The sequence below is a fragment of the Salipiger pallidus genome (genome assembly GCF_014643635.1).
GTDB lineage: Bacteria > Pseudomonadota > Alphaproteobacteria > Rhodobacterales > Rhodobacteraceae > Salipiger > Salipiger pallidus.
Genome location: NZ_BMJV01000001.1, coordinates 94,219 through 113,695, shown reverse-complemented (window position 1 = coordinate 113,695; position 19,477 = coordinate 94,219). Strand labels below are relative to the sequence as shown.

Below are 19,477 nucleotides of genomic sequence, written 5' to 3'. Positions count from 1 at the left end.
CGTTACCTGCAGGTTGCGTGATTTCGATTGTCGGGCAGGGCGCGCCTCTTCTATAGGTGGGCCATGGTTACCGAACTTGGACATTTCGCGCTTATCCTCGCGTTTCTTGTGGCCTGCGTGCAGGCAGTGGTTCCGATGATCGGCGCGTCACGGCGCTTGCCCGGCTGGATGGCCGTGGCCGAGCCTGCCGCCACCGCGCAGCTTTTGCTGGTCGCCGGCAGTTTTGCCGCGCTGACCCATGCCTTCATCGTTTCCGACTTCTCATTGCGGTTGGTGGTGCTTAACAGCCATTCGGCCAAACCGCTGCTCTACAAGATCTCCGGCGTTTGGGGGAACCACGAGGGCTCGATGCTGCTGTGGGTGCTGATCCTTGCGCTGTTCGGGGCCATGGCCGCGTGGTTCGGGGGCAACCTGCCGCCTACCTTGCGGGCGCGGGTGCTGTCGGTTCAGGCCATGGTGGGGGTCGCCTTTTATGCGTTCATTCTGTGGACCTCGAACCCGTTCCTGCGGCTCGAGACGCCGCCCTTTGACGGGCAGGATCTCAACCCTCTGCTGCAGGATCCCGGTCTCGCCTTCCATCCGCCGTTCCTTTACCTCGGCTACGTGGGCCTGAGCATCTGCTTCAGCTTTGCCGTGGCTGCGCTGATTGAGGGTCGGGTGGATGCCGCCTGGGGCCGCTGGGTGCGGCCCTGGACATTGCTGAGCTGGGTCATGCTGACCATCGGCATCGCGCTGGGGTCGTGGTGGGCCTATTACGAGCTTGGCTGGGGCGGTTTCTGGTTCTGGGATCCGGTCGAGAATGCGTCCTTCATGCCCTGGCTTCTGGCCGCCGCCCTGCTGCATTCCGCCATCGTCGTGGAAAAGCGCGAGGCGCTGAAAAGCTGGACCATACTGCTGGCGATCCTTGCCTTCGGGTTCTCGCTCATCGGCACCTTCATCGTCCGGTCGGGTGTGCTGACATCGGTGCATGCCTTTGCCACCGACCCGGAGCGCGGCGTGTTCATCCTTGCCATCCTGGTCATCTTTACCGGCGGCGCGCTGACGCTTTACGCCGCGCGGGCGGGTATCATGCAGGCCAAGGGCGTTTTTGGCGTGGTCAGCAGGGAATCCGCGCTGGTGGCCAACAACATCCTGCTGGCGGTGGCCTGTTTCGTGGTCTTTGTGGGCACGCTGTGGCCGCTGGTGGCCGAAATGGCCTTTGACCGCAAGCTGAGCGTCGGGGCACCGTTCTTCAATATGGCCTTCACGCCGTTCATGGTGATCCTAGGCCTGCTGCTGCCATTGGGCTCCCTGCTGGGCTGGAAGCGCGGCAAGGTCGGCCGGGCCATGCGACAACTGGCACCCGCGCTGGCACTTGCCGTGGCCGTGGGAGCGCTTTTCTGGACCATGCAGACCGGGCGCAGCCTTCTGGGCCCCATCGGCATGTTCCTCGGGACCTGGCTGATTTGCGGCGCGGTGATCGACATCCTGTCGAAGCTTGGGCAGTCGCGGGACCTGCGCCGGCTTGCTCGGCTGCCGCGCGCTGACTGGGGCCGCGTCGTCGCCCATGCGGGCCTCGGGGTGACCATGGCGGGGATCGCCGGGCTCATGGCGTGGCAGGAGGAAGACATCCGCGCCGCGTCCCTGAACGAGCCGTTCACCGTGGGCGCTTACGAAATCACCCTTCTGGATGTGCAACGCATTCAGGGGCCGAACTGGTTCGCCGATCAGGGCGAGGTGTCGGTACGCAAGGCAGACGGGCAGGGCGGCGAGATCGCGCATCTCTACCCGCAAAAGCGCACCTATCCCGTGGCCAAGATGCCCACGACCGAGGCCGCCATCGACTACCGCTTCTTGCGTGACATCTATGTGGTGCTTGGCGACCGGCAGCAGGATGGCGGCTGGACCATGCGGGTCTATGTGAAGCCGCTTGCCAACTGGATCTGGGGGGGTGCGTTCCTGATGGCCCTCGGCGGCGCGCTGAGCCTGTCGGACCGTCGTTTCCGCGTTGCCGCGGGCGCGCGCAAGGCGGCCCCGGCAAAGGGAGTGCCCGCAGAATGATGCGCCGTCTCGTCACCGCCCTTGCGCTTGCCGCAAGCCTCAGCGGTCCGGTGTTCGCCGTGCAGCCCGACGAGATCCTCGACGATCCCGCGCTCGAGGCGCGGGCGCGCGAGCTGTCGAAGGGGCTGCGCTGCCTTGTCTGCCAGAACGAGAACATCGACGACAGCAATGCCGCGCTGGCGCGCGATTTGCGCCTGCTGGTGCGCGAACGGCTTGTGGCCGGGGACAGTGACGAAGAGGTGATCGCCTATCTCGTGGATCGTTATGGCGAATTTGTGCTGCTGTCGCCCACCACCGGCGGCTGGAACTGGCTGCTCTGGGCGGCCGGGCCACTGCTGTTCGTCGCGGCGGCTGGGGGCGGTGCGGTGTACCTGCGGGGCCGCGCAAGGGCCGATGCCCCCACCGAGGCGCGGCTCGATGCGGACGAGGAACGGCGCCTGCGCGAGATCCTCGATCGGTCCGACCGCTAGGCCTGACGTCATATCCTGACTTGCGAGCTGTGACGCCGCGTTTGGCTTTGTCCGGGCGCGTCGGCGGTGTTTCATGCCCCAACACGAGAGGCAGGAGACCCCCGATGAGCTATTCGACCATTCGCTATGACCTCACAGATGGCGTGGCGCAGATCACTCTCGCGCGGCCCGACGTGATGAACGCGCTCGACACCACCATGCGGGCTGAGATCACTGATGCCGTCAGCCGGGGTGGCCGCGAGGCGCGGGTGGTGGTGCTGACCGGCGACGGCCGGGCATTCTGCTCGGGGCAGGATCTGGGTGACCGGGACGCGGTGGCGAAGCTCGATCTCGAGGCAGTGCTGCGCGAGGAATACGAGCCGATGCTGAAGGCCATCGTGGACTGCCCGGTGCCGACCATTGCTGCGGTGAACGGCGCGGCGGCGGGGGCCGGCGCGAACCTTGCGTTGGTGCATGACGTGGTGATTGCTTCGGAAGACGCGTTCTTCATGCAGGCCTTCACGCGGATCGGCCTTATCCCCGACGCGGGCGGCACATGGGCCCTGCCGCGCCAGATGGGTCTTGCCAAGGCCATGGGTGCGGCGCTTTTCGCTGACCGCATTCCGGCGCGCAAGGCCGAAGCCTGGGGTATGATCTGGGAAGCGGTTCCCTCCGAAGAGTTCGACGCTGCATGGAAGGCACGCGCCGCACAGCTGGCGAGCGGGCCCACCGAAGCCTATGCCCGCATTAAGACCGCCCTTCGCGGCGCCTTCGAGAATGACCTTGCGGGCCAGCTTGCGCTGGAAGCGCAGTTGCAGGGGGACTGCGGCAGGACGCAGGATTTTCGCGAAGGGGTCGAGGCCTTCCTCGACAAGCGCGCCCCGCAGTTCGAAGGCCGCTGAGCCGCCTCGGGGTTTACCGCCCGTGCCAGCGGGCCTATCTCAATAGAAGCTCAGGAAAAGGTGCGCCATGCTGCAGGAAAAGAAATCCGAAACCGATGCCGAACGGCAGAAGGTGATCCTCACCCGGATGGTCGAGGAGCTGAGCCGCGAACAGCCCGACCTTTATTACCAGTCGACCAGCCAGATCGCTCAAACGATCCAAGCCCGCGTGGCCGAAGGCAAGACCCTCAACGGCGACGAGCGCAAATTGATGGACGGGCTGACGGCGCGGGACATCTCGGTGATCCTCAGCCTACACTGAGAAGAGGTGCTGCCCGGCGAAGTGGCTTGGCAGGGTGCCTTGCGGGCTTCGGGACCTGATCTATTGCATTGCCGGGCGGATGCAATGCCACCGCTTCGACGCAAGGCCCGATCACGCCATGTCGCACCCATAAAAAAGGCCGCCCAGTTAAGGGCGGCCTTTCATGTCCTTGGAAAACCGGAACTCAACGGTTCTCGATGTCGGTGTAGTCGCGGGTGGTGCTGCCGAGGTACAGCTGGCGCGGACGACCGATCTTGTTCTGCGGATCGTTCAGCATTTCCTTCCACTGCGACACCCAGCCGACAGTGCGCGACAGCGCGAAGATCGGCGTGAACATCGAAGTCGGGAAGCCCATCGCCTCGAGGATGATGCCCGAGTAGAAGTCGACGTTCGGGAACAGCTTCTTCTCGGCGAAGTAGTCGTCCTTGAGCGCGGCCTCTTCCAGCGCCTTAGCGGTGGCGAGGATCGGGTTGTTCTCGACCCCGAGCAGGTCCAGTACCTCGTCCGCGGACTTCTTCATCACCGTCGCGCGAGGGTCGTGGTTCTTGTAGACGCGGTGGCCGAAGCCCATGAGGCGGAACGGATCGTTCTTGTCCTTGGCGCGGGCGATGTACTCGGGGATCTTGTCGGGGGTGCCGATTTCCTTGAGCATCTCGAGGCAAGCCTGGTTGGCGCCGCCATGTGCCGGGCCCCAGAGGCAGGCGATGCCAGCCGCGATGCAGGCGAACGGGTTCGCGCCCGAGGACGATGCCAGACGCACCGTCGAAGTCGAAGCGTTCTGCTCGTGATCCGCGTGCAGGGTGAAGATCCGGTCCATGGCGCGGCTCAGGATCGGATCGACGTGGTAATCCTCGGCCGGAACGCTGAAGCACATGTGCAGGAAGTTTGCCGCATAGCTCAGATCGTTGCGCGGGTACACGAAAGGCTGGCCGATCGAGTACTTGTAGGCCCATGCCGCGATGGTCGGCATCTTGGCAATGAGGCGGTGCGACGCGATCTCGCGCTGGTGCGGATCGGCGATGTCGGTGCTGTCATGGTAGAACGCCGACATGGCACCGACCACGCCCACCATGGTCGCCATCGGGTGCGCGTCACGGCGAAAGCCACGGAAGAAATACTGCATCTGTTCGTGCAGCATGGTGTGGCGGGTGATGGTGTTTTCGAATTTCTCAAGCTCGGCAGCCGACGGCAGCTCGCCGTAAAGCAGCAGATAGCAGACCTCGAGGTAATGCGACTTTTCCGCCAGCTGGTCGATCGGGTAGCCCCGGTGCAGCAGCTCGCCCTTGTCACCGTCGATGAACGTGATGGTGCTGTCGCAGCTCGCGGTCGAGGTGAAGCCCGGATCGTAGGTGAACACGCCCGCCTGGCCATAGAGCTTGCGGATGTCGAGAACATCCGGCCCTGCTGTGGGCGAGTAGATCGGCAGATCGAAGCTCTTGTCGTCGATTGTCAGCTTTGCGGTCTTGGTCGGGGTGTCAGCCATGCTTTCGTCGTTCCTTTCGAAAAGGCCTGGGCGCAGCGAGCTGCGCCTGGGCGATCATTCTGCACATGGCCTTGCGGTCCGCTAGGTTAGCGCCGTCAGGCCCATTCCCCGACCGTCGCCGTCAGCTGGCGGCCGGGGTTGCTGCCTGCTCAATGCGAAGGATTGTCTCCTCCTTGCCGAGCACCAGCATCATGTCGAATACACTAGGGGTCACGGCACGGCCGGCAAGCGCGGCACGCAGGGGGGCGGCAAGCTTGCCGAACTTCGTCCCCTGTGCTTCGGCAAACGCCGCCATCAACCCCTCAAGTTCATCCCGCGACCAGCTAGCACTTTGCAGCTGCGGCGTCAATGTCGCCAGTATACCACGGGATACATCATCCAACGCCTTTTGCGCCTTCTCGTCCGGCTGCAGCGGCGCTTTCGCCAGAACGAACTCAGCCTTTTCAAGCAGTTCCGGGATCGTTTTCGCGCGCTCTTTCAGGCAATACATGCCGCGCGTCAGGCCGTCACGTTGCGTCGCATCAAGTGCCGGCTGATCGGTGACGTCAAGAAATGCCTCGATTTCATGCAGCAGTGCAGCATCGTCCGCGGCGGCGATGTGCTGTCCGCAGACGTGATCGAGCTTCTTGAAATCCAGCCGTGCAGGGGCCTTGCCGATTCCGCCAAGATCGAACCATTCCATCGCCTGCTCATCGGTGAAGAATTCGTCGTCGCCGTGGCTCCAGCCGAGGCGGGCCAGGTAGTTGCGCATGCCCGCGGCGGGGTAGCCGATCTTCTGGTATTCATCGACCCCGAGGGCGCCGTGGCGCTTCGACAGCTTCTTGCCGTCGGGGCCGTGGATCAGCGGGATGTGGGCATAGACCGGCAGCGGCCAGCCCATGGCGGTGTAGATGCCCATCTGCCGTGCCGCGTTGTTCAGGTGATCGTCCCCCCGGATCACATGGGTCACGCCCATGTCGTGGTCGTCCACGACCACCGCCAGCATATACACCGGAGTGCCATCCGAGCGTAACAGGATCATGTCGTCAAGCTGATCGTTGCGGATCGCGACGCGGCCCTGAACTTCGTCGTTGATGACGGTCTCGCCATCCTCGGCGGTGCGCAGGCGGATCACGTAAGGCGCATCGGGGTGGGTCGCCGGATCGGCATCGCGCCACGGGCTGCGGAACAGGGTGCTGCGGCCCTCGGCGCGGGCAGCTTCGCGGAAGGCCTCGATTTCCTCTTGGGTCGAGAAGCACTTGTAGGCCTGACCCTTGGCCAGCAGTTCGTTGACCACCTCAGCGTGACGGGCAGCGCCTTCGAACTGGCTCACCACCTCGCCGTCATGATCGAGGCCAAGCCACGCCAAGCCCTTGAGGATTGCCGCCGTTGCCTCGGGGGTCGAACGCGCACGGTCCGTGTCCTCGATGCGCAGCAGGAAACGGCCACCGCGGCCGCGTGCGTAGAGCCAGTTGAACAGGGCGGTGCGGGCGCCGCCGATGTGCAGGTAGCCGGTGGGCGACGGGGCGAAACGGGTGACAACCGGGCGGTCGGTGGACGGGGTGTCGGCGGAGGATGCGGCGGACATGCGGTACCTTCTTCAGTGGCCTTGAGCCGTCACGGTCCGCGGTGTTGGCATTAACGGCCCGGTAACCATGACGGAGCTACGGTCTTAGGGCGTTCCTTACCCACCGGACGGGTCAGGGGCAAGTACGGGGCCGGGCGGCAGGACCAGAAGACGGAAGCTGGCGTCCGGGCCGAAGAGCGGGGATAAGTATGCGGCAGATCGCGGCACGGCTTCAGGAGGGGTTGACCGGTCAGCGGGGACACCTGTTTCCCTGGGTGCCTGTGGCGCTGGCCGGCGGGATCGGGCTGTATTTCTCGCTGTCAACCGAACCACCGCCTTGGGCGCTTGTCCTGTCGGGGGCGCTCGGGCTGGTGGCGGTGGCCTTGGCGCGGCGACTTTGGGTGGGGCACGCACCCCTCGTCGTCGCGGCCGGGCTGATCGGGCTGGGACTCGCCCTCGCCGGGCTTCGGGCGCACATGGTGGCCGGCCCGCAACTGGATTTCCGCTATTACGGCCCCATTGAGGGCCGCGTGGTCAAGATCGACCGCTCTGCCTCTGACGCGGTCCGGCTGACACTCGACCGCGTGGTTCTGAGGCGCATGGCACCTGATGACACGCCGGCGCAGGTGCGGGTATCGCTGCATGGCGACCAGGGATTCCTTGACCCGAAGCCGGGTCAGGTGGTGATAACCACCGGCCATTTGTCTGCCCCCGGGGGCGCTGCAGAACCCGGGGGCTTCGATTTCCGCCGACACGCATGGTTCCTCGGGCTCGGGGCCGTCGGCTACACCCGCACGCCTCTGCTTTTGCTGGAGCCTCCAGCAAGTGGGCAATGGATCTCCAAGACGCGCATGTGGCTGTCGGCCCGGGTCCAGCGACTACTGCCGGGCGAGACGGGCGCCTTTGCCGCAGCCATCATGACCGGCGATCGCTCGGGGATGGGACAGGAGACGCTCGAGGCGCTGCGACACAGCAACCTCGCGCATCTGCTGGCGATTTCGGGCCTGCACATGGGGCTGCTCGCGGGCTTCGTCTTTGGCGCGGCCCGGTTGGGGTTCCTGCTGCATACCCACAGTCGCCACCGTTGGCCCGGCAAGAAGCTGGCCGCAGGGGTGGCGCTGGTGGCCGCCTCCGGGTATCTCGCCCTATCGGGAGGCAACGTCGCGACCGAACGGGCCTTCGTGATGGTGTCGGTGATGCTGCTCGCTGTGATCTTCGACCGCCGCGCGCTGTCGCTGAGGGCGGTGGCGCTGGCGGCGCTCGTCGTGCTGGTGCTGCGCCCCGAGGCATTGCTGGGCCCCGGGTTCCAGATGTCCTTCGCCGCGACTGTCGCGCTGGTGGTGGTCTTCGGGTGGCTGCGGGAGGCGCGCCTTGAAAGCGGCGCGCCGGGATGGGCACGCCCGGGGGTGTCGCTGTTGGTGTCATCCATCACCGCGTCCCTGGCGACAGCACCGGTTGCCATGGCCCATTTCAACCTGATGTCCCACTACGGGTTGGTTGCGAATCTGGTTTCGGTGCCAGTGATGGGCGTGCTCGTGGTGCCTATGGCAGTGGTGGCGGCGCTGCTGATGCCGCTGGGCCTCGACTGGCTGGCGCTCCGGGTCATGGAGATCGGTCTTTGGTGGATCCTGACCGTCGCGCGGACAGTGTCGGGCTGGGACGGATCCGTCGGGCGCATCGTGGCCCCCGATGGCACGGTATTGCCGCTGCTGGCCCTCGGGGCGCTGTTCATCGCCCTCTGGCATGGCCGGACCCGCTGGGCAGGCTTTGTCCCGATGCTGGTGGCGGCCATCCTGTGGAGCAGTGCGAGCCGGCCCGACCTGCTCATCGCCGACACCGGCACCCTCGTGGGAGCCATGACCGAACGGGGTCGCGCCTTGTCGCGGGACCGGGGTGCAAGCTTCGTTGCGGGGATATGGCTCGAAAATGACGGAGACAGCCGCGATCAGGCGGGAGCTGCCGCGCTATGGCCCGGTGGGGCCCCGGAGCGTCAGGCGCGCATCCATTTCGCGGGGCTGGAGGTCACACACCTGCAAGGCAAGCGCGCAGCGGAAAGCTTCGAAGGTTGTCAGACGCCCGGGCTGGTGGTCTCCAGCGTGGACCTGCCGGACCATCCCAATTGTGACATCTACGACCCGAAGCGTCTCCGGAAGACCGGATCAGTCGCCGTCTGGCTGGTGCCAGAGGGGCCGCGCTTTGAAACTGCCGCGGGGGCGCGATTGTGGCACCGGGCGGACCGGAACAATTGGCCCGAGGTCAGAGACTGGCTTGTTCTTGCTTCGGCATGGCTGGAGCGCCTCGCGCCCCAGCCGCCGGAACAGACGTTCAGTAGGTCCGGATCAATCCGACGAGACGGCCCTGAACCTTGACCGATCCGGACGGCAGCACACGCGGCTCGTAAGCCGGGTTGGCCGCTTCGAGAACGATGGTGTCACCCTTCTTTCGGAACCGTTTGAGCGTTGCTTCGTAACCATCGACCTGCGCCACCACGATATCGCCGTTGTCGGCCGATCCGGATTCGCGGATGATCACGACATCGCCATCGTTGATCCCTGCGCCAATCATGGAATCGCCTTTGACTTCAAGAGCGTAGTGCTTGGCGTTCGAGCTGAGCATGGCGCCCGGAACAGCAATGTTCGGCGGATTGTCGGAAATGCTTTGGATCGGCACGCCGGCGGCGATGCGGCCCAGCACCGGCAGCTCCATTGCCTCGATATTGCTGATGGGCTGCGCATTGGCAGGGCGCCCATCGGGGCGGTCGCCGTCGATGACCTCGGGGGAAAAACCCTGCGGCTTGCCGCCAAGGCTTTCGGGCAGCTTCACGATCTCGATGGCGCGGGCACGGTGGGCCAACCGACGGATGAAGCCCCGCTCCTCGAGCGCGGTGATCAGGCGATGGATCCCGGATTTCGACCTAAGATCAAGCGCTTCCTTCATTTCATCAAAGCTGGGGGGAACACCGTCGCGCTGCAGTCGCTTGTTGATGAAATCAAGAAGATCCAGTTGTTTTCTGGTCAGCATGTCGCGTGTTCCCGCTGTTGTTGGTTCCTTTTGTTCTAGCCATGTTCTCGTTTTGTGTCAACGCCATGCCATGCGGATTTCGCTTAGAGGCGAACGATTTGCACGATGTCGCCGGTGTTCCTTGGGGGATCGTGCGGGGGCCGCACGATCAATGCGTCGGCTTCGCCGAGGATGCTGAGCAACGAGCTGTCCTGCCTGTCGAACGCGGACACTCCGTCGGGGCCGAGCCGGGCGCGCATGTAGTGCTCGCGCAGGCCGTTGGCCTCGAGCGGCGCGACCAGTGGCGCCGTGGTGCGGGAAACGGCTTCGCGGCCAAGCCCTTGCATCGCGCGGATGACGGGGGCGATGAAAACATACCCACAAACCATTGCAGAAACGGGATTTCCGGGCAGGCCGATCATCATGGCATTGCCCAGCCGTCCCGACATGAGGGGCTTGCCCGGGCGCATTGCCACTTTGTGGAAGGCTCGATCAAGGCCCATGTCTCCGGCCACCTTGGCCACGAGGTCATGATCCCCGACAGAAGCCCCGCCAATGGTCACCACGAGGTCCGCATCATCCACCATGCCGAACACGTTGCGCAGGGACGTTTCGGTGTCACGGGCGATTGGCATCAGCCTTGGCTCGGCGCCCAGGTCGCGCAGAAGGGCATGCAGACCGAAGGTGTTCGAAGCGATGATCTGATCCGGCCCCGGCTGCTCTCCGGGCATCACCAGTTCATCCCCGGTGGAGATCAGCGCCACTTTCGGACGACGGATCACCGGAACTCTGGCGATGTTCATGGACGCCATCAAGGCGATGTCCTGTGGGCCCAGCCGACGAGGTGCATCGATGCGGTCACCCTTGCGGAAATCCCCTGCAGCGGGGCGTATATGGTCGCCGCGGCTGAAGCGGTCGGTGATGGTGATGCGCCCGCCGTCGCGATCAATATCCTCCTGGATGACCACGGTGGTGGCGCCTTCGGGTACCGGCGCACCGGTGAAGATCCGGACCGCCTGTCCGGCGCCGACAAGACCGTCGAACCGCGCCCCCGCTGCGGCTTCGCCGATCACGTCAAAGCTCATGCCCGGACGGGCGTCTGTCACGGCATAGCCATCCATGGCCGAGGCGGCAAAGGGCGGCTGATCGCGCATTGCCTCAACCGGGGCGGCAAGCACCCGGCCGGAGGCCCCCAACAGCGGAACCTCTTCGATTCCGAGCGGCTCCACCAGTGAGAACAGTCGGTCGAGCGCTTCGGATACGGTGATCATGTCGCCTCGTATCTTCCTGATTTTCCACCGTCTTTCAGAACCACGCGAAGGCCGCCAATCACCATGGCGCGATCAACGGCCTTAGCCATGTCATAGACCGTGAGCGCCGCGGTGGAAGCGGCGGTCAGGGCCTCCATCTCCACGCCGGTCTGGCCGGTGGTCTTGACCGTCGCCTCGATCCGCAGGCCCGGAAGTTCCGGGTCCGGGATCAGGTCAACCGAGACCTTGGACACGGGGAGCGGGTGGCACAGCGGGATGAGATCCGGCGTCTTCTTCGCACCCATGATGCCCGCAAGCCGGGCAATGCCGATCACGTCACCTTTTTTGGCCCGACCTTCAGTAATGATATCAAAGGTTTCAGGAGCCATCTTGACGTAGGCTTCCGCCGTCGCGATGCGGGCAGTCACTGCCTTTTCCGAGACATCGACCATGTGGGCATCGCCCTTGGCGTCAAAATGGGTAAGGCCGCTCATGCGGGCACCGGATTGCGCAGCAGATCGCGCGTGGCCTGCTCGACGTCTTCCTTGCGCATGAGACTTTCTCCGATGAGGAACGTCCGCGCCCCGCAAGATGCCATATCCGCAAGGTCTTCAGGCGTGTTCAGACCCGATTCAGAGATCAGAAGGCGATCATCGCCGACACCCTTCGACAGTTCACGCGAAGTATCAAGCGTGGTCTCGAAGGTCTTGAGATTGCGATTGTTTATGCCGATCAGTGGGGACTTCAGGCGAAGGGCTCTTTCCAGTTCGCTGGCGTCGTGCACCTCGATCAGGGCGTCCATACCCCAGCCAAGGGCGGCATCCTCGAGCTCGGCCGCCTGCGCGTCCGAGACGCTTGCCATGATGATGAGGATGCAGTCACCGCCAAGGGCGCGGGCTTCGGCCACCTGGTAGGTGTCGTACATGAAATCCTTGCGCAGCGCTGGCAGTGACGTCGCCGCACGTGCCTCGGTCAGGAAAGGCTTGGCGCCCTGGAAAGATGGCGTATCGGTAAGCACCGACAGGCAGGTGGCACCGCCACGCTCATAAGCGGCTGCGAGTGTCGCGGGATGAAAATCTTCGCGGATCAGTCCCTTGGACGGCGACGCTTTCTTGACCTCGGCAATCAGGCCATAGCCTGTGGCCGATGCCTTACGAAGCGCTTCTGCAAAGGGACGCACCGGAGAAGCCGCGCGCGCAGCGGCCTCAACCTCGGCGTAGGGCACGGCGGCCTTGTCAGCGGCGACCTCTTCGAGCTTGTAGGCCTTGATCTTGTCGAGGATCGTCTGTGTCATCGGGCCTCCGGCGTGGTCCAGTTGATCGGGGGTTCGCCCCTTGCATTAAGCCACTCGTTCACGCGGGAAAAGGGGCGCGAGCCGAAAAAGCCGCGTCTTGCGGACAGCGGAGACGGGTGGGCTGATGTCAGCACAAGGTGTTCATCCCCGTGAATGTGTTTGGCAAAGCTCTGCGCATGGTTTCCCCAGAGGATGAAGGCACGGGGGCGTTCCGACAGGGTTTCAAGCACTTGCGACGTAAGTTTCGACCAGCCAAGCCGGGCATGGGCCCCAGCGTTCCGGGCAGGCACCGACAGCGCGGTGTTGAGCAAAAGCACCCCTTGGGCGGCCCAGAACCGGAGGTCTCCGTTCGGCGGCACCGCGCCGAATTCGGCGTCGAGCTCCTTGAAGATGTTGCCCAGAGAGCGCGGCAAAGGCCGCACATCCGGTTCGACCGAGAAGGCCAGCCCATGGGCGTGGCCGGGCGTCGGGTAGGGGTCCTGCCCAAGGATTACCACGCGCACATCATCGGGCGCGGCGGCCTCGAGCGCCGCGAAGCGCTGATGTTCTGGCGGCAGGACGTCCGCCACGCCTGAAAGCGAGGCGTCGATGCGGGGCAGATCCTCGGTGAAGAACGGCAGATGCGCCCAGTTGGGCGGGACAAGGGCGCTCATGCGGCCTTCTGCGAGGCCTCTGCCAGAGCCGTGACCTTGGCCAGTGCCGCGCCGCTGTCGATGCTTGCGCGCGCCATGTCGGCCCCGGCACGCAGATCGTCCGCGGCTCCGGCGACCACCAACGCGGCGGCGGAGTTTAGCAACACTGCGTCGCGGTAAGCGGTCTTTGTGCCGTTCAGCAGGGCGCGGAAGGCCTCGGCGTTCTCGGCCGGGGTGCCGCCCACGATCTCCTCGAAGGGATGGACCGGCAGGCCCGCATCCTCGGGGTGGATCTCACTTTCGCGCACGGTGCCGTCCTCTTCGAGCGCGGCAAGCCAGCTCATTCCGGAAATCGCCAGCTCGTCCGTTCCGTCCGAGCCGTGCACCAGCCAGGCCCGCTCCGACCCAAGCGCGGCGAGGGTCTCGGCCATTGGGCGGATCATCTCACGGGAAAAGGCGCCGGTGAGCTGGCGCTTGACCCCGGCGGGATTTGTGAGCGGCCCCAGTATGTTGAAGATCGTTCTTGTCCCAAGTTCCATGCGCACCGGGGCAACATGCTTCATCGCCGGATGGTGCATGGGGGCCATCATGAAGCAGATGCCCACGTCACGCAGGATGGGGGCGATGGCTGTAGCGGGCAGCATCACCTCGATGCCCATCTGGGCGATGGCATCGGCTGAGCCCGACTTCGACGACAGGTTGCGGTTGCCGTGCTTTGCAACAGTCACGCCAGCGCCGGCGACCACGAAGGCCGTCGCAGTCGAGATGTTCAGCGTGCCCTTGCCATCACCGCCAGTGCCGACGATGTCGATGGCGCCCGCGGGCCCATCGACTTTGTGACCCTTCGAGCGCATGACGCTGGCGGCGGCGGCATATTCTTCCACCGTTTCGCCACGGGTCCGCAGGGCCATGAGAAAGCCACCCATCTGGGCCGGGGTCGCTTCACCCTCGAACAGCACGTCAAAGGCGGTCTCGGCCTCCTCGCGCGTGAGCGGACGGGTGGCGGCGGTGCCGATCAACGGCTTGAGGCGGTCGCTCATGCAGGGACTTTCATGGTCTTCAGGAAGTTCTGGATCAGGGCGTGCCCATGCTCCGAGGCGATGCTCTCGGGGTGGAACTGCACGCCGTGGATAGGCAGGTCGCGGTGGCGCAGGCCCATGATGGTGCCGTCCTCCAGCCACGCATTGGGGACAAGGCAATCGGGCAGGCTCTCACGCTCTACCACCAGCGAATGGTAGCGGGTTGCCTCATAAGGGCTGGGCAGGCCGGCAAACACGCCGGTGTCGTCGTGATGCATGGTGCCCATCTTGCCGTGCACGATCTCGGAATGCTGGACCACCTTGCCACCAAAGCTCTGGCCGATGGTCTGGTGCCCAAGGCAGACGCCGAAGAGCGGCGTGCGGGTTTCGGCGGCGGCTTCGGTCAGGGCAAGGCAGATGCCTGCCTGGTCGGGATCACAGGGGCCAGGGCTCAGCAGGATGCCCGCGGGGTTCATCGCAATGGCGTCCTGCACGGTCAGAGCATCGTTGCGGACCACCCTCACATCGGTGCCCAGCTCGCCCACGTAGTGCACGAGGTTCCAGGTGAAGCTGTCATAGTTGTCGATGAGCAGAAGCATGGGGCAATCTCGGCTGGAAGGCAGGGTCGTGTTGGGGGTATACATGCGCCCGAGGACGGTGCAGCGTCAAGGGGATGCGCCGTCAAAGGGTTCGGGACAGGACCCGCCCATCAGCGCGCCGGTCAAGGTGCGGAGCGCAAGGCAACAGGCGGGGCGGATCGCCCTTGCGAGGCAAGGCAGAGGCACAGGTGATGTCGAAGGGTTTTGTGGCTGGGATCGTGATCGGCTCCGTGGTGTCTGTGGCCGGGGCCGGGGTGCTGGCCATCGCGGTAGGGCCGCCGGACCGGCAGATTGCCGAACGGACCGCTCCGGATCCAAAAGGCTCAGATAGCGTCATGCCGGGCGCTATGCAGCAGGAGCCCGTGGTCACGTCCGAAGAGCCTGCCTCGGACCTCGAGCCATTGCCCCCCTCCGAGCCGCCTGTGACCGAAACCCAAGAGCCGCAGATGGCGATGCAGTCTCCGCAGCCTGATGCCGCTGCACCGGTCATGCCCGCCCAAGGCATGGAATCGGACGGCACAGCAGGCCGCCCCGAGGCCCCGGCGCTGCCGGACACCGCGTCCAGCGCGCCCGCCGACAGTGTTCCGTCCGGTGCCGCGGACAACGATACCCCGCCAGAGGCGACAACGCAGATCACGCCACTGCCCGAGCAGCCCGCCGAGTCGGAAGCGCCTCGCGCCAACGCCGGGGTCTCCGACCCGGAAGCGCGCCTTGAGGAGCTTCCCGACGCACCGCAGACGCCCGGGCCGGACACCACCCCCGAGATCGACACGGCCTCTGCCGAACCTATACTGGGCCTTGATCCGGAGCCGGAGGCCGCCCCTGCGCCCGCCGATGATCGGGCCGAAACTGCAGCCATCGAGGCGGACCCGGCTGACGCTCCTGTTGAGGCTGCGGAGGCCCCGGAGCAAATGGCCCAGGTGCAGCCGCGCGTGATGCCACAGATCACGCCCGAGGCCGACCCGGAAGTAGCCGAAGCCCCTGAAGCTGCCACGGACACCGATGACAGCGACGCGCCGCGTGAAATCATCGGCACCCGTGCCGGCACATTGATCAACCGCAACGGCAGCGCATCGTCCAGCCGCCTACCGAGCATTGGCGGAGACAGCGCCGCGCCAAACTCCGATGCCGAGGTCGATGACAGTCGGCCCATTCGCCGCTTTGCCGCAGCATTTGATGCAGCGCCCGAGGATCCGTGGATGTCGATCGTCCTGATCGACGATGGCAGCGGGCCGCTGGGGCCGGACTCCGTGGGGGAATTTCCGTTCCCGGTCAGCTTCGCGATCTCACCGTCGCATCCCGACGCTGCCGCGACCGCCGCAGCCTACCGCGCGGAGGGGTTTGAGGTTTTGACCATCGCCGGCGCGCCAGAGGGGGCGCAGGCTTCGGATCTCGAGGTGGCGCTCGAAGGGGCGCTTGGGGCCGTGCCCGAAGCGGTGGCCGTGATGGAGGATCCCGTCATGGGACTGCAGGCGGGCCGCGCCATGACCGAGCAGGCGGCAGGCTACCTGTCGCAGTCCGGCCATGGGCTGCTGCTGCAACCCAGAGGGTTCAACACCGGACAAACCCTCGCGCAGCGCGAAGGCGTACCCGCCATCAGTGTGTTCCGCGATTTTGACGGGCAAGGGCAGGATCCACGCGTGATGCGCCGCTTCCTCGACCAGGCCGCGTTCAAGGCGCGGCAGGAAGAGGGCGTCGTGATGCTTGGACGGCTGCGGGCCGACACAGTGTCGGCGCTGCTGCTCTGGGGGCTTCAGGACCGCGCCAGCAGCGTGGCTATGGTGCCGGTTTCGGCGCTGCTGCGACGTACCACGGGCGGCTGAGCCGGGGACTTGGGTCTGAAGCGCTTGGGGACTGGCTTGAAGCAACCAGCTTGTCAGTCACCGGCCTTCGGTCACTGAGCGCCCCTATTGGAGCGCGTCAGTCCCTGACCCAGTCACGAAGCGCGGCCCCGAGATCCCCGTAGCCGGTAAGTCTGCGTTCGTAGCGTAGCCCCAGCCTGTCGGCGCAGATGCGCGCACGCACGTCCAGCTCCGGATCATCGGTCTGTGCTTGGTAGACCAGTGACCTGTAATTGCCGAAATACATATCCCGCAGCTCGGGGTGGCGGTCGAGGCCCAGCGGCTTCCACACGAAGGCATCGAACTGCCGGACAAGGAAATCGGTGAGGTAAAAGCTGGTGGCGTCGTCGCGCTCGGCGAACTGGGTCAGCCCCTCGTAGAAGGCGTAGCAATGGGGGCCGTCGATCATCTCGACCCCGAGACGGTCACAGGCGGTCCTGAGCTGTCCTCCGGTGCCGCAGTCGGCGTAGGCGACGAAGATCCGGGCGTGGCTGCCTTTGTGCTTCTGCACGGCGTCTTCCACCGCGCCTGTGATCCGGTCCGGATGGTTGTGAAGGATGGCGGGGAGGCAGGTCAGATCGATATGCGACAAGCCGGATGCGTCGCGAATGGCTATGATCTCACGCGCAAGAGCGCCACAGGCGATCACCAGAAGGCGCTCGGCCTCGGGCACCATGCCAGGCCTCGTGTCTGCCTCTGTATCGGGCGCAGCGTCAAAGCCTTTCTCGGTCAGGGTCTGATCGTCGGGGATCGTTGCCACAACCCTTGTGTGGCTTCTGGTACGGCTGGCCAAGGTCGGTGCGACTGCAACCGGAACCGGGCGGTCAGGCGTGTCCATCGTCAAGCTTGACGGGCGACATGGCCCAGCGAAGTGCAAGCCCTGCGGCCAGAAGCAGCGGAACCACCGTACCGGCGCCCCAGGACAGGAACGCCCAGAGGGTCAGCCCAGAAAGTGCAAGAACTGCAACGATCATGGTCACGAAATGGGTCACCGGCATGCTGCACTCCTCTGCACATCAGATCGGGTCTTTTCACGAATATAAGCCGAATTTCCCAGCTTTCAACGACTGTTGGCGTAAACCATGAACCTTCCGTTAGGTTGCCATGTCAGGGCGCATCATTGGGGCGGCGCCGGGCAAGGGCTGCCCGGCGCGGCTGGTTCAGGCCATGCCGGCCTGGTTGTGGCGGCGAGCCATGAGCGACTTGGCGGTTTCCACCGCGACCGCAGCGTCGCGGCAATAGGCGTCGGCACCGATGGCCTTGCCGAACTCCTCGTTGAGCGGTGCGCCGCCCACGAGCACAACGTAATCGTCGCGGATGCCCTGTTCCTTCATCGTGTCGATGACCACCTTCATGTAGGGCATGGTGGTGGTCAGAAGAGCGGACATGCCGATGATGTCGGCCTTCTCGGCGGCGGCCTTGTCGATGTAGTTCTCGACCGGGTTGTTGATCCCGAGGTCGATCACCTCGAAGCCCGCGCCCTCCATCATCATCGCCACGAGGTTCTTGCCGATGTCGTGGATGTCGCCCTTGACAGTGCCGATGACCATCTTGCCGATGGTCGGCGCGCCGGTTTCGGCCAGCAGAGGCTTGAGGATCCCCATGCCGCCCTTCATGGCGTTTGCGGCCAGAAGCACCTCGGGTACGAAGAGGATACCGTCGCGGAAGTCGTTGCCGACCACGGTCATGCCGCCGACCAGCGCCTTGGTGAGGATGTCGTAGGGCTGCCATCCGCGTTCAAGCAGGATGTTCACGCCTTCGACGATCTCGTCCTTCATGCCGTCGTAGAGGTCATCGAACATCTGTTCGACAAGCTCGTCGTCGTCGAGTTCGCTCAGGATGATGTCGTCTTCTTCATCGGACATGGGCGTCTTCCCGGGTTCTGGCGTGGCTTTGCACGCGGGGGTGGTCATCTTCCTGCCTGACGCCGAGGAGCGACAGACGCTTGAATATTTGCGACACGCGCGGGCGCGTCAACGACGCATGAGGGCCGCTGTTGCGGATGTTCCGCATACGTTCTATGGTCGTGCCATGCAGGACGGCATGCGCTTTATCCCCTCCGAACGGCGCCGCGGGCGGGGCGCGGCGACCAGCGACAGCGGTCGGTTCGAACGCCATGCCCGGGAGGCAGTGGACGATGGATGGGACCGCAACGATGATCTGCCGCCCCTGCGCACCGAGGTCAGCGAGGAACGGCCCCGCAGCCTGATCAACTACGTGCGTTCGCCGGACATCCCCTTCGACCGCACCATCAACCCCTACAGGGGGTGCGAGCATGGCTGCATCTACTGCTTTGCGCGGCCAAGTCATGCCTACCTCGGTCTGTCGCCGGGGCTTGATTTCGAAACGCGGCTGGTGGCCCGACCGGACGCACCGGAGGTGCTCGCGCGCGAGCTGCGTGCGCAGCGTTACGTGCCGGAGGCAGTGGCCATCGGCACCAACACCGATCCGTACCAGCCCATCGAGCGGGACCGGGGCATCATGCGCGGCTGTCTCGAAGTGCTGCGCGCTTTCCGGCATCCGGTGGGCATCGTCACCAAGGGCACGCTGATCGAGCGCGACATCGACATACTGTCGGACATGGCCGCGCGTGGTCTGGCCCGGGTCGGTATCTCCATCACCACGCTCGACGCCGGGCTGAGCCGCAAAATGGAGCCGCGCGTTCCGCCCCCAAAGCGTCGACTCGAGACCATACGGCGCCTGAGCGCTGCAGGCATAGAGGTCCGGCTCATGGTCTCCCCGGTGGTGCCGGGGCTGACCGATCACGAGGTCGAACGCCTCCTCGAAGCCGGGGCAGAGGCGGGGGCTTCGGCGGCAAGCTGGATTATGCTGCGACTGCCGCGCGAGGTGGCCCCGCTGTGGCAGGACTGGTTGGCCGAGCATTACCCGGACCGCGCCGCGCGGGTCATGGCCCGGCTGCGCGAAATGCACGGGGGCGAGGTCTACAGCAGCCAGTGGCATCACCGGATGCGCGGCGATGGGCCGCATGCGGAGCTGATCGGCAAGCGGTTTGCACGGGCGGCGCGGCGCCTCGGCCTCGACCGCAGGCTGCCGCCGCTGCGCACGGATCTCTTCGCGCCGCCGCCACGGGCCGGAGACCAGCTGAGCCTGTTCTGAGCCT

19 protein-coding genes are annotated in these 19,477 nt (G+C 65.2%); 7 read left to right on the top strand and 12 right to left on the bottom strand.

Annotated features, from left to right (window positions below):
- Nucleotides 1–63 precede the first annotated feature (63 nt).
- The 4 genes from IEX41_RS00525 (at nt 64) to IEX41_RS00510 (ending at nt 3,692) form a co-directional block, all read left to right on the top strand.
- On the top strand, nt 64–2,040 hold the full coding sequence (locus IEX41_RS00525) for a heme lyase CcmF/NrfE family subunit (RefSeq protein WP_188787784.1): 1,977 nt from the start codon (nt 64–66) through the stop codon (nt 2,038–2,040).
- Nucleotides 2,040–2,510 (top strand): cytochrome c-type biogenesis protein, encoded by a 471-nt coding sequence (locus IEX41_RS00520; protein WP_188789198.1) that lies wholly within the window; start codon nt 2,040–2,042, stop codon nt 2,508–2,510. Before IEX41_RS00525 ends, IEX41_RS00520 begins: the two co-directional genes overlap by 1 nt.
- A 104-nt stretch (nt 2,511–2,614) precedes the next feature.
- A complete protein-coding gene (locus IEX41_RS00515) occupies nt 2,615–3,391 on the top strand; it encodes an enoyl-CoA hydratase-related protein (protein WP_188787782.1) in 777 nt (258 codons plus the stop codon).
- Nucleotides 3,392–3,458: 67 nt separating this feature from the next.
- On the top strand, nt 3,459–3,692 hold the full coding sequence (locus IEX41_RS00510; RefSeq protein ID WP_188787780.1) for a hypothetical protein: 234 nt from the start codon (nt 3,459–3,461) through the stop codon (nt 3,690–3,692).
- Between the two features lie 184 nt (nt 3,693–3,876).
- On the opposite strand, the gene gltA is transcribed toward IEX41_RS00510, so the two are convergent.
- Nucleotides 3,877–5,175 (bottom strand): citrate synthase, encoded by a 1,299-nt coding sequence (gltA, locus tag IEX41_RS00505; RefSeq protein ID WP_188787777.1) that lies wholly within the window; start codon nt 5,173–5,175, stop codon nt 3,877–3,879.
- Nucleotides 5,176–5,296: 121 nt separating this feature from the next.
- Nucleotides 5,297–6,742 carry a glutamate--tRNA ligase gene (gene gltX, locus IEX41_RS00500; protein WP_188787776.1) on the bottom strand — a complete coding sequence of 482 codons (1,446 nt, stop codon included), beginning with the start codon at nt 6,740–6,742 and terminating at the stop codon, nt 5,297–5,299.
- A 188-nt stretch (nt 6,743–6,930) separates the two neighbouring features.
- Between gltX and IEX41_RS00495 the strand changes: the two genes are divergently transcribed.
- Complete coding sequence (locus IEX41_RS00495) at nt 6,931–9,090, top strand: ComEC/Rec2 family competence protein (RefSeq protein WP_188787774.1); 2,160 nt, start codon at nt 6,931–6,933, stop codon at nt 9,088–9,090.
- On the opposite strand, the gene lexA is transcribed toward IEX41_RS00495, so the two are convergent.
- From lexA to IEX41_RS00460, 7 genes are all read right to left on the bottom strand, one after another.
- Nucleotides 9,047–9,742, bottom strand: a complete 696-nt coding sequence (gene lexA / locus IEX41_RS00490; RefSeq protein ID WP_188787772.1) for a transcriptional repressor LexA — start codon at nt 9,740–9,742, stop codon at nt 9,047–9,049. The two genes, IEX41_RS00495 and lexA, sit on opposite strands and share 44 nt — an antisense overlap.
- A gap of 83 nt (nt 9,743–9,825) precedes the next feature.
- Nucleotides 9,826–10,992, bottom strand: a complete 1,167-nt coding sequence (locus tag IEX41_RS00485) for a molybdopterin molybdotransferase MoeA (protein ID WP_188787770.1) — start codon at nt 10,990–10,992, stop codon at nt 9,826–9,828.
- The gene (gene moaC, locus IEX41_RS00480; protein WP_188787768.1) at nt 10,989–11,465 is read right to left on the bottom strand and encodes a cyclic pyranopterin monophosphate synthase MoaC; all 477 of its coding nucleotides are present in this window, start codon (nt 11,463–11,465) and stop codon (nt 10,989–10,991) included. The genes IEX41_RS00485 and moaC overlap by 4 nt, the downstream gene beginning before the upstream one ends.
- Nucleotides 11,462–12,265, bottom strand: a complete 804-nt coding sequence (trpC, locus tag IEX41_RS00475; RefSeq protein WP_188787766.1) for an indole-3-glycerol phosphate synthase TrpC — start codon at nt 12,263–12,265, stop codon at nt 11,462–11,464. The genes moaC and trpC overlap by 4 nt, the downstream gene beginning before the upstream one ends.
- A complete protein-coding gene (locus IEX41_RS00470; protein WP_188787764.1) occupies nt 12,262–12,918 on the bottom strand; it encodes a uracil-DNA glycosylase in 657 nt (218 codons plus the stop codon). Before IEX41_RS00470 ends, trpC begins: the two co-directional genes overlap by 4 nt.
- The gene (gene trpD / locus IEX41_RS00465) at nt 12,915–13,937 is read right to left on the bottom strand and encodes an anthranilate phosphoribosyltransferase (RefSeq protein WP_188787762.1); all 1,023 of its coding nucleotides are present in this window, start codon (nt 13,935–13,937) and stop codon (nt 12,915–12,917) included. The genes IEX41_RS00470 and trpD overlap by 4 nt, the downstream gene beginning before the upstream one ends.
- Nucleotides 13,934–14,515: an anthranilate synthase component II gene (locus IEX41_RS00460; RefSeq protein ID WP_188787760.1), complete on the bottom strand. Its 582-nt coding sequence runs from the start codon at nt 14,513–14,515 to the stop codon at nt 13,934–13,936. The genes trpD and IEX41_RS00460 overlap by 4 nt, the downstream gene beginning before the upstream one ends.
- A 191-nt stretch (nt 14,516–14,706) precedes the next feature.
- On the opposite strand from IEX41_RS00460, the gene IEX41_RS00455 reads away from it, so the two are divergent.
- Entirely contained in the window at nt 14,707–16,338 is a 1,632-nt protein-coding gene (locus IEX41_RS00455; RefSeq protein WP_188787758.1) for a polysaccharide deacteylase family 2 protein, read from the top strand.
- Nucleotides 16,339–16,435: 97 nt separating this feature from the next.
- On the opposite strand, the gene IEX41_RS00450 is transcribed toward IEX41_RS00455, so the two are convergent.
- The 3 genes from IEX41_RS00450 to IEX41_RS00440 all read right to left on the bottom strand — a co-directional run bounded on the left by IEX41_RS00450 (nt 16,436) and on the right by IEX41_RS00440 (nt 18,221).
- The gene (locus tag IEX41_RS00450; protein ID WP_373285598.1) at nt 16,436–17,116 is read right to left on the bottom strand and encodes a DUF1638 domain-containing protein; all 681 of its coding nucleotides are present in this window, start codon (nt 17,114–17,116) and stop codon (nt 16,436–16,438) included.
- Between the two features lie 64 nt (nt 17,117–17,180).
- Nucleotides 17,181–17,354 (bottom strand): hypothetical protein, encoded by a 174-nt coding sequence (locus IEX41_RS00445; protein ID WP_188787756.1) that lies wholly within the window; start codon nt 17,352–17,354, stop codon nt 17,181–17,183.
- Nucleotides 17,355–17,516: 162 nt separating this feature from the next.
- Nucleotides 17,517–18,221 carry a cobalamin B12-binding domain-containing protein gene (locus IEX41_RS00440; RefSeq protein WP_188787754.1) on the bottom strand — a complete coding sequence of 235 codons (705 nt, stop codon included), beginning with the start codon at nt 18,219–18,221 and terminating at the stop codon, nt 17,517–17,519.
- Nucleotides 18,222–18,399: 178 nt separating this feature from the next.
- Between IEX41_RS00440 and IEX41_RS00435 the strand changes: the two genes are divergently transcribed.
- Nucleotides 18,400–19,473: a PA0069 family radical SAM protein gene (locus IEX41_RS00435; RefSeq protein ID WP_229672850.1), complete on the top strand. Its 1,074-nt coding sequence runs from the start codon at nt 18,400–18,402 to the stop codon at nt 19,471–19,473.
- Nucleotides 19,474–19,477 lie beyond the last annotated feature (4 nt).

Excerpts from the sequence above, each read along its gene's own strand:
- IEX41_RS00525 (WP_188787784.1), top strand. The coding sequence starts at position 64 with ATGGTTACCGAACTTGGACATTTCGCGCTTATCCTCGCGTTTCTTGTG.
- IEX41_RS00520 (WP_188789198.1), top strand. The coding sequence starts at position 2,040 with ATGCGCCGTCTCGTCACCGCCCTTGCGCTTGCCGCAAGCCTCAGCGGT.
- IEX41_RS00515 (WP_188787782.1), top strand. The coding sequence starts at position 2,615 with ATGAGCTATTCGACCATTCGCTATGACCTCACAGATGGCGTGGCGCAG.
- IEX41_RS00510 (WP_188787780.1), top strand. The coding sequence starts at position 3,459 with ATGCTGCAGGAAAAGAAATCCGAAACCGATGCCGAACGGCAGAAGGTG.
- gltA (WP_188787777.1), bottom strand. The coding sequence starts at position 5,175 with ATGGCTGACACCCCGACCAAGACCGCAAAGCTGACAATCGACGACAAG.
- gltX (WP_188787776.1), bottom strand. The coding sequence starts at position 6,742 with ATGTCCGCCGCATCCTCCGCCGACACCCCGTCCACCGACCGCCCGGTT.
- IEX41_RS00495 (WP_188787774.1), top strand. The coding sequence starts at position 6,931 with ATGCGGCAGATCGCGGCACGGCTTCAGGAGGGGTTGACCGGTCAGCGG.
- lexA (WP_188787772.1), bottom strand. The coding sequence starts at position 9,742 with ATGCTGACCAGAAAACAACTGGATCTTCTTGATTTCATCAACAAGCGA.
- IEX41_RS00485 (WP_188787770.1), bottom strand. The coding sequence starts at position 10,992 with ATGATCACCGTATCCGAAGCGCTCGACCGACTGTTCTCACTGGTGGAG.
- moaC (WP_188787768.1), bottom strand. The coding sequence starts at position 11,465 with ATGAGCGGCCTTACCCATTTTGACGCCAAGGGCGATGCCCACATGGTC.
- trpC (WP_188787766.1), bottom strand. The coding sequence starts at position 12,265 with ATGACACAGACGATCCTCGACAAGATCAAGGCCTACAAGCTCGAAGAG.
- IEX41_RS00470 (WP_188787764.1), bottom strand. The coding sequence starts at position 12,918 with ATGAGCGCCCTTGTCCCGCCCAACTGGGCGCATCTGCCGTTCTTCACC.
- trpD (WP_188787762.1), bottom strand. The coding sequence starts at position 13,937 with ATGAGCGACCGCCTCAAGCCGTTGATCGGCACCGCCGCCACCCGTCCG.
- IEX41_RS00460 (WP_188787760.1), bottom strand. The coding sequence starts at position 14,515 with ATGCTTCTGCTCATCGACAACTATGACAGCTTCACCTGGAACCTCGTG.
- IEX41_RS00455 (WP_188787758.1), top strand. The coding sequence starts at position 14,707 with ATGTCGAAGGGTTTTGTGGCTGGGATCGTGATCGGCTCCGTGGTGTCT.
- IEX41_RS00445 (WP_188787756.1), bottom strand. The coding sequence starts at position 17,354 with ATGCCGGTGACCCATTTCGTGACCATGATCGTTGCAGTTCTTGCACTT.
- IEX41_RS00440 (WP_188787754.1), bottom strand. The coding sequence starts at position 18,221 with ATGTCCGATGAAGAAGACGACATCATCCTGAGCGAACTCGACGACGAC.
- IEX41_RS00435 (WP_229672850.1), top strand. The coding sequence starts at position 18,400 with ATGCGCTTTATCCCCTCCGAACGGCGCCGCGGGCGGGGCGCGGCGACC.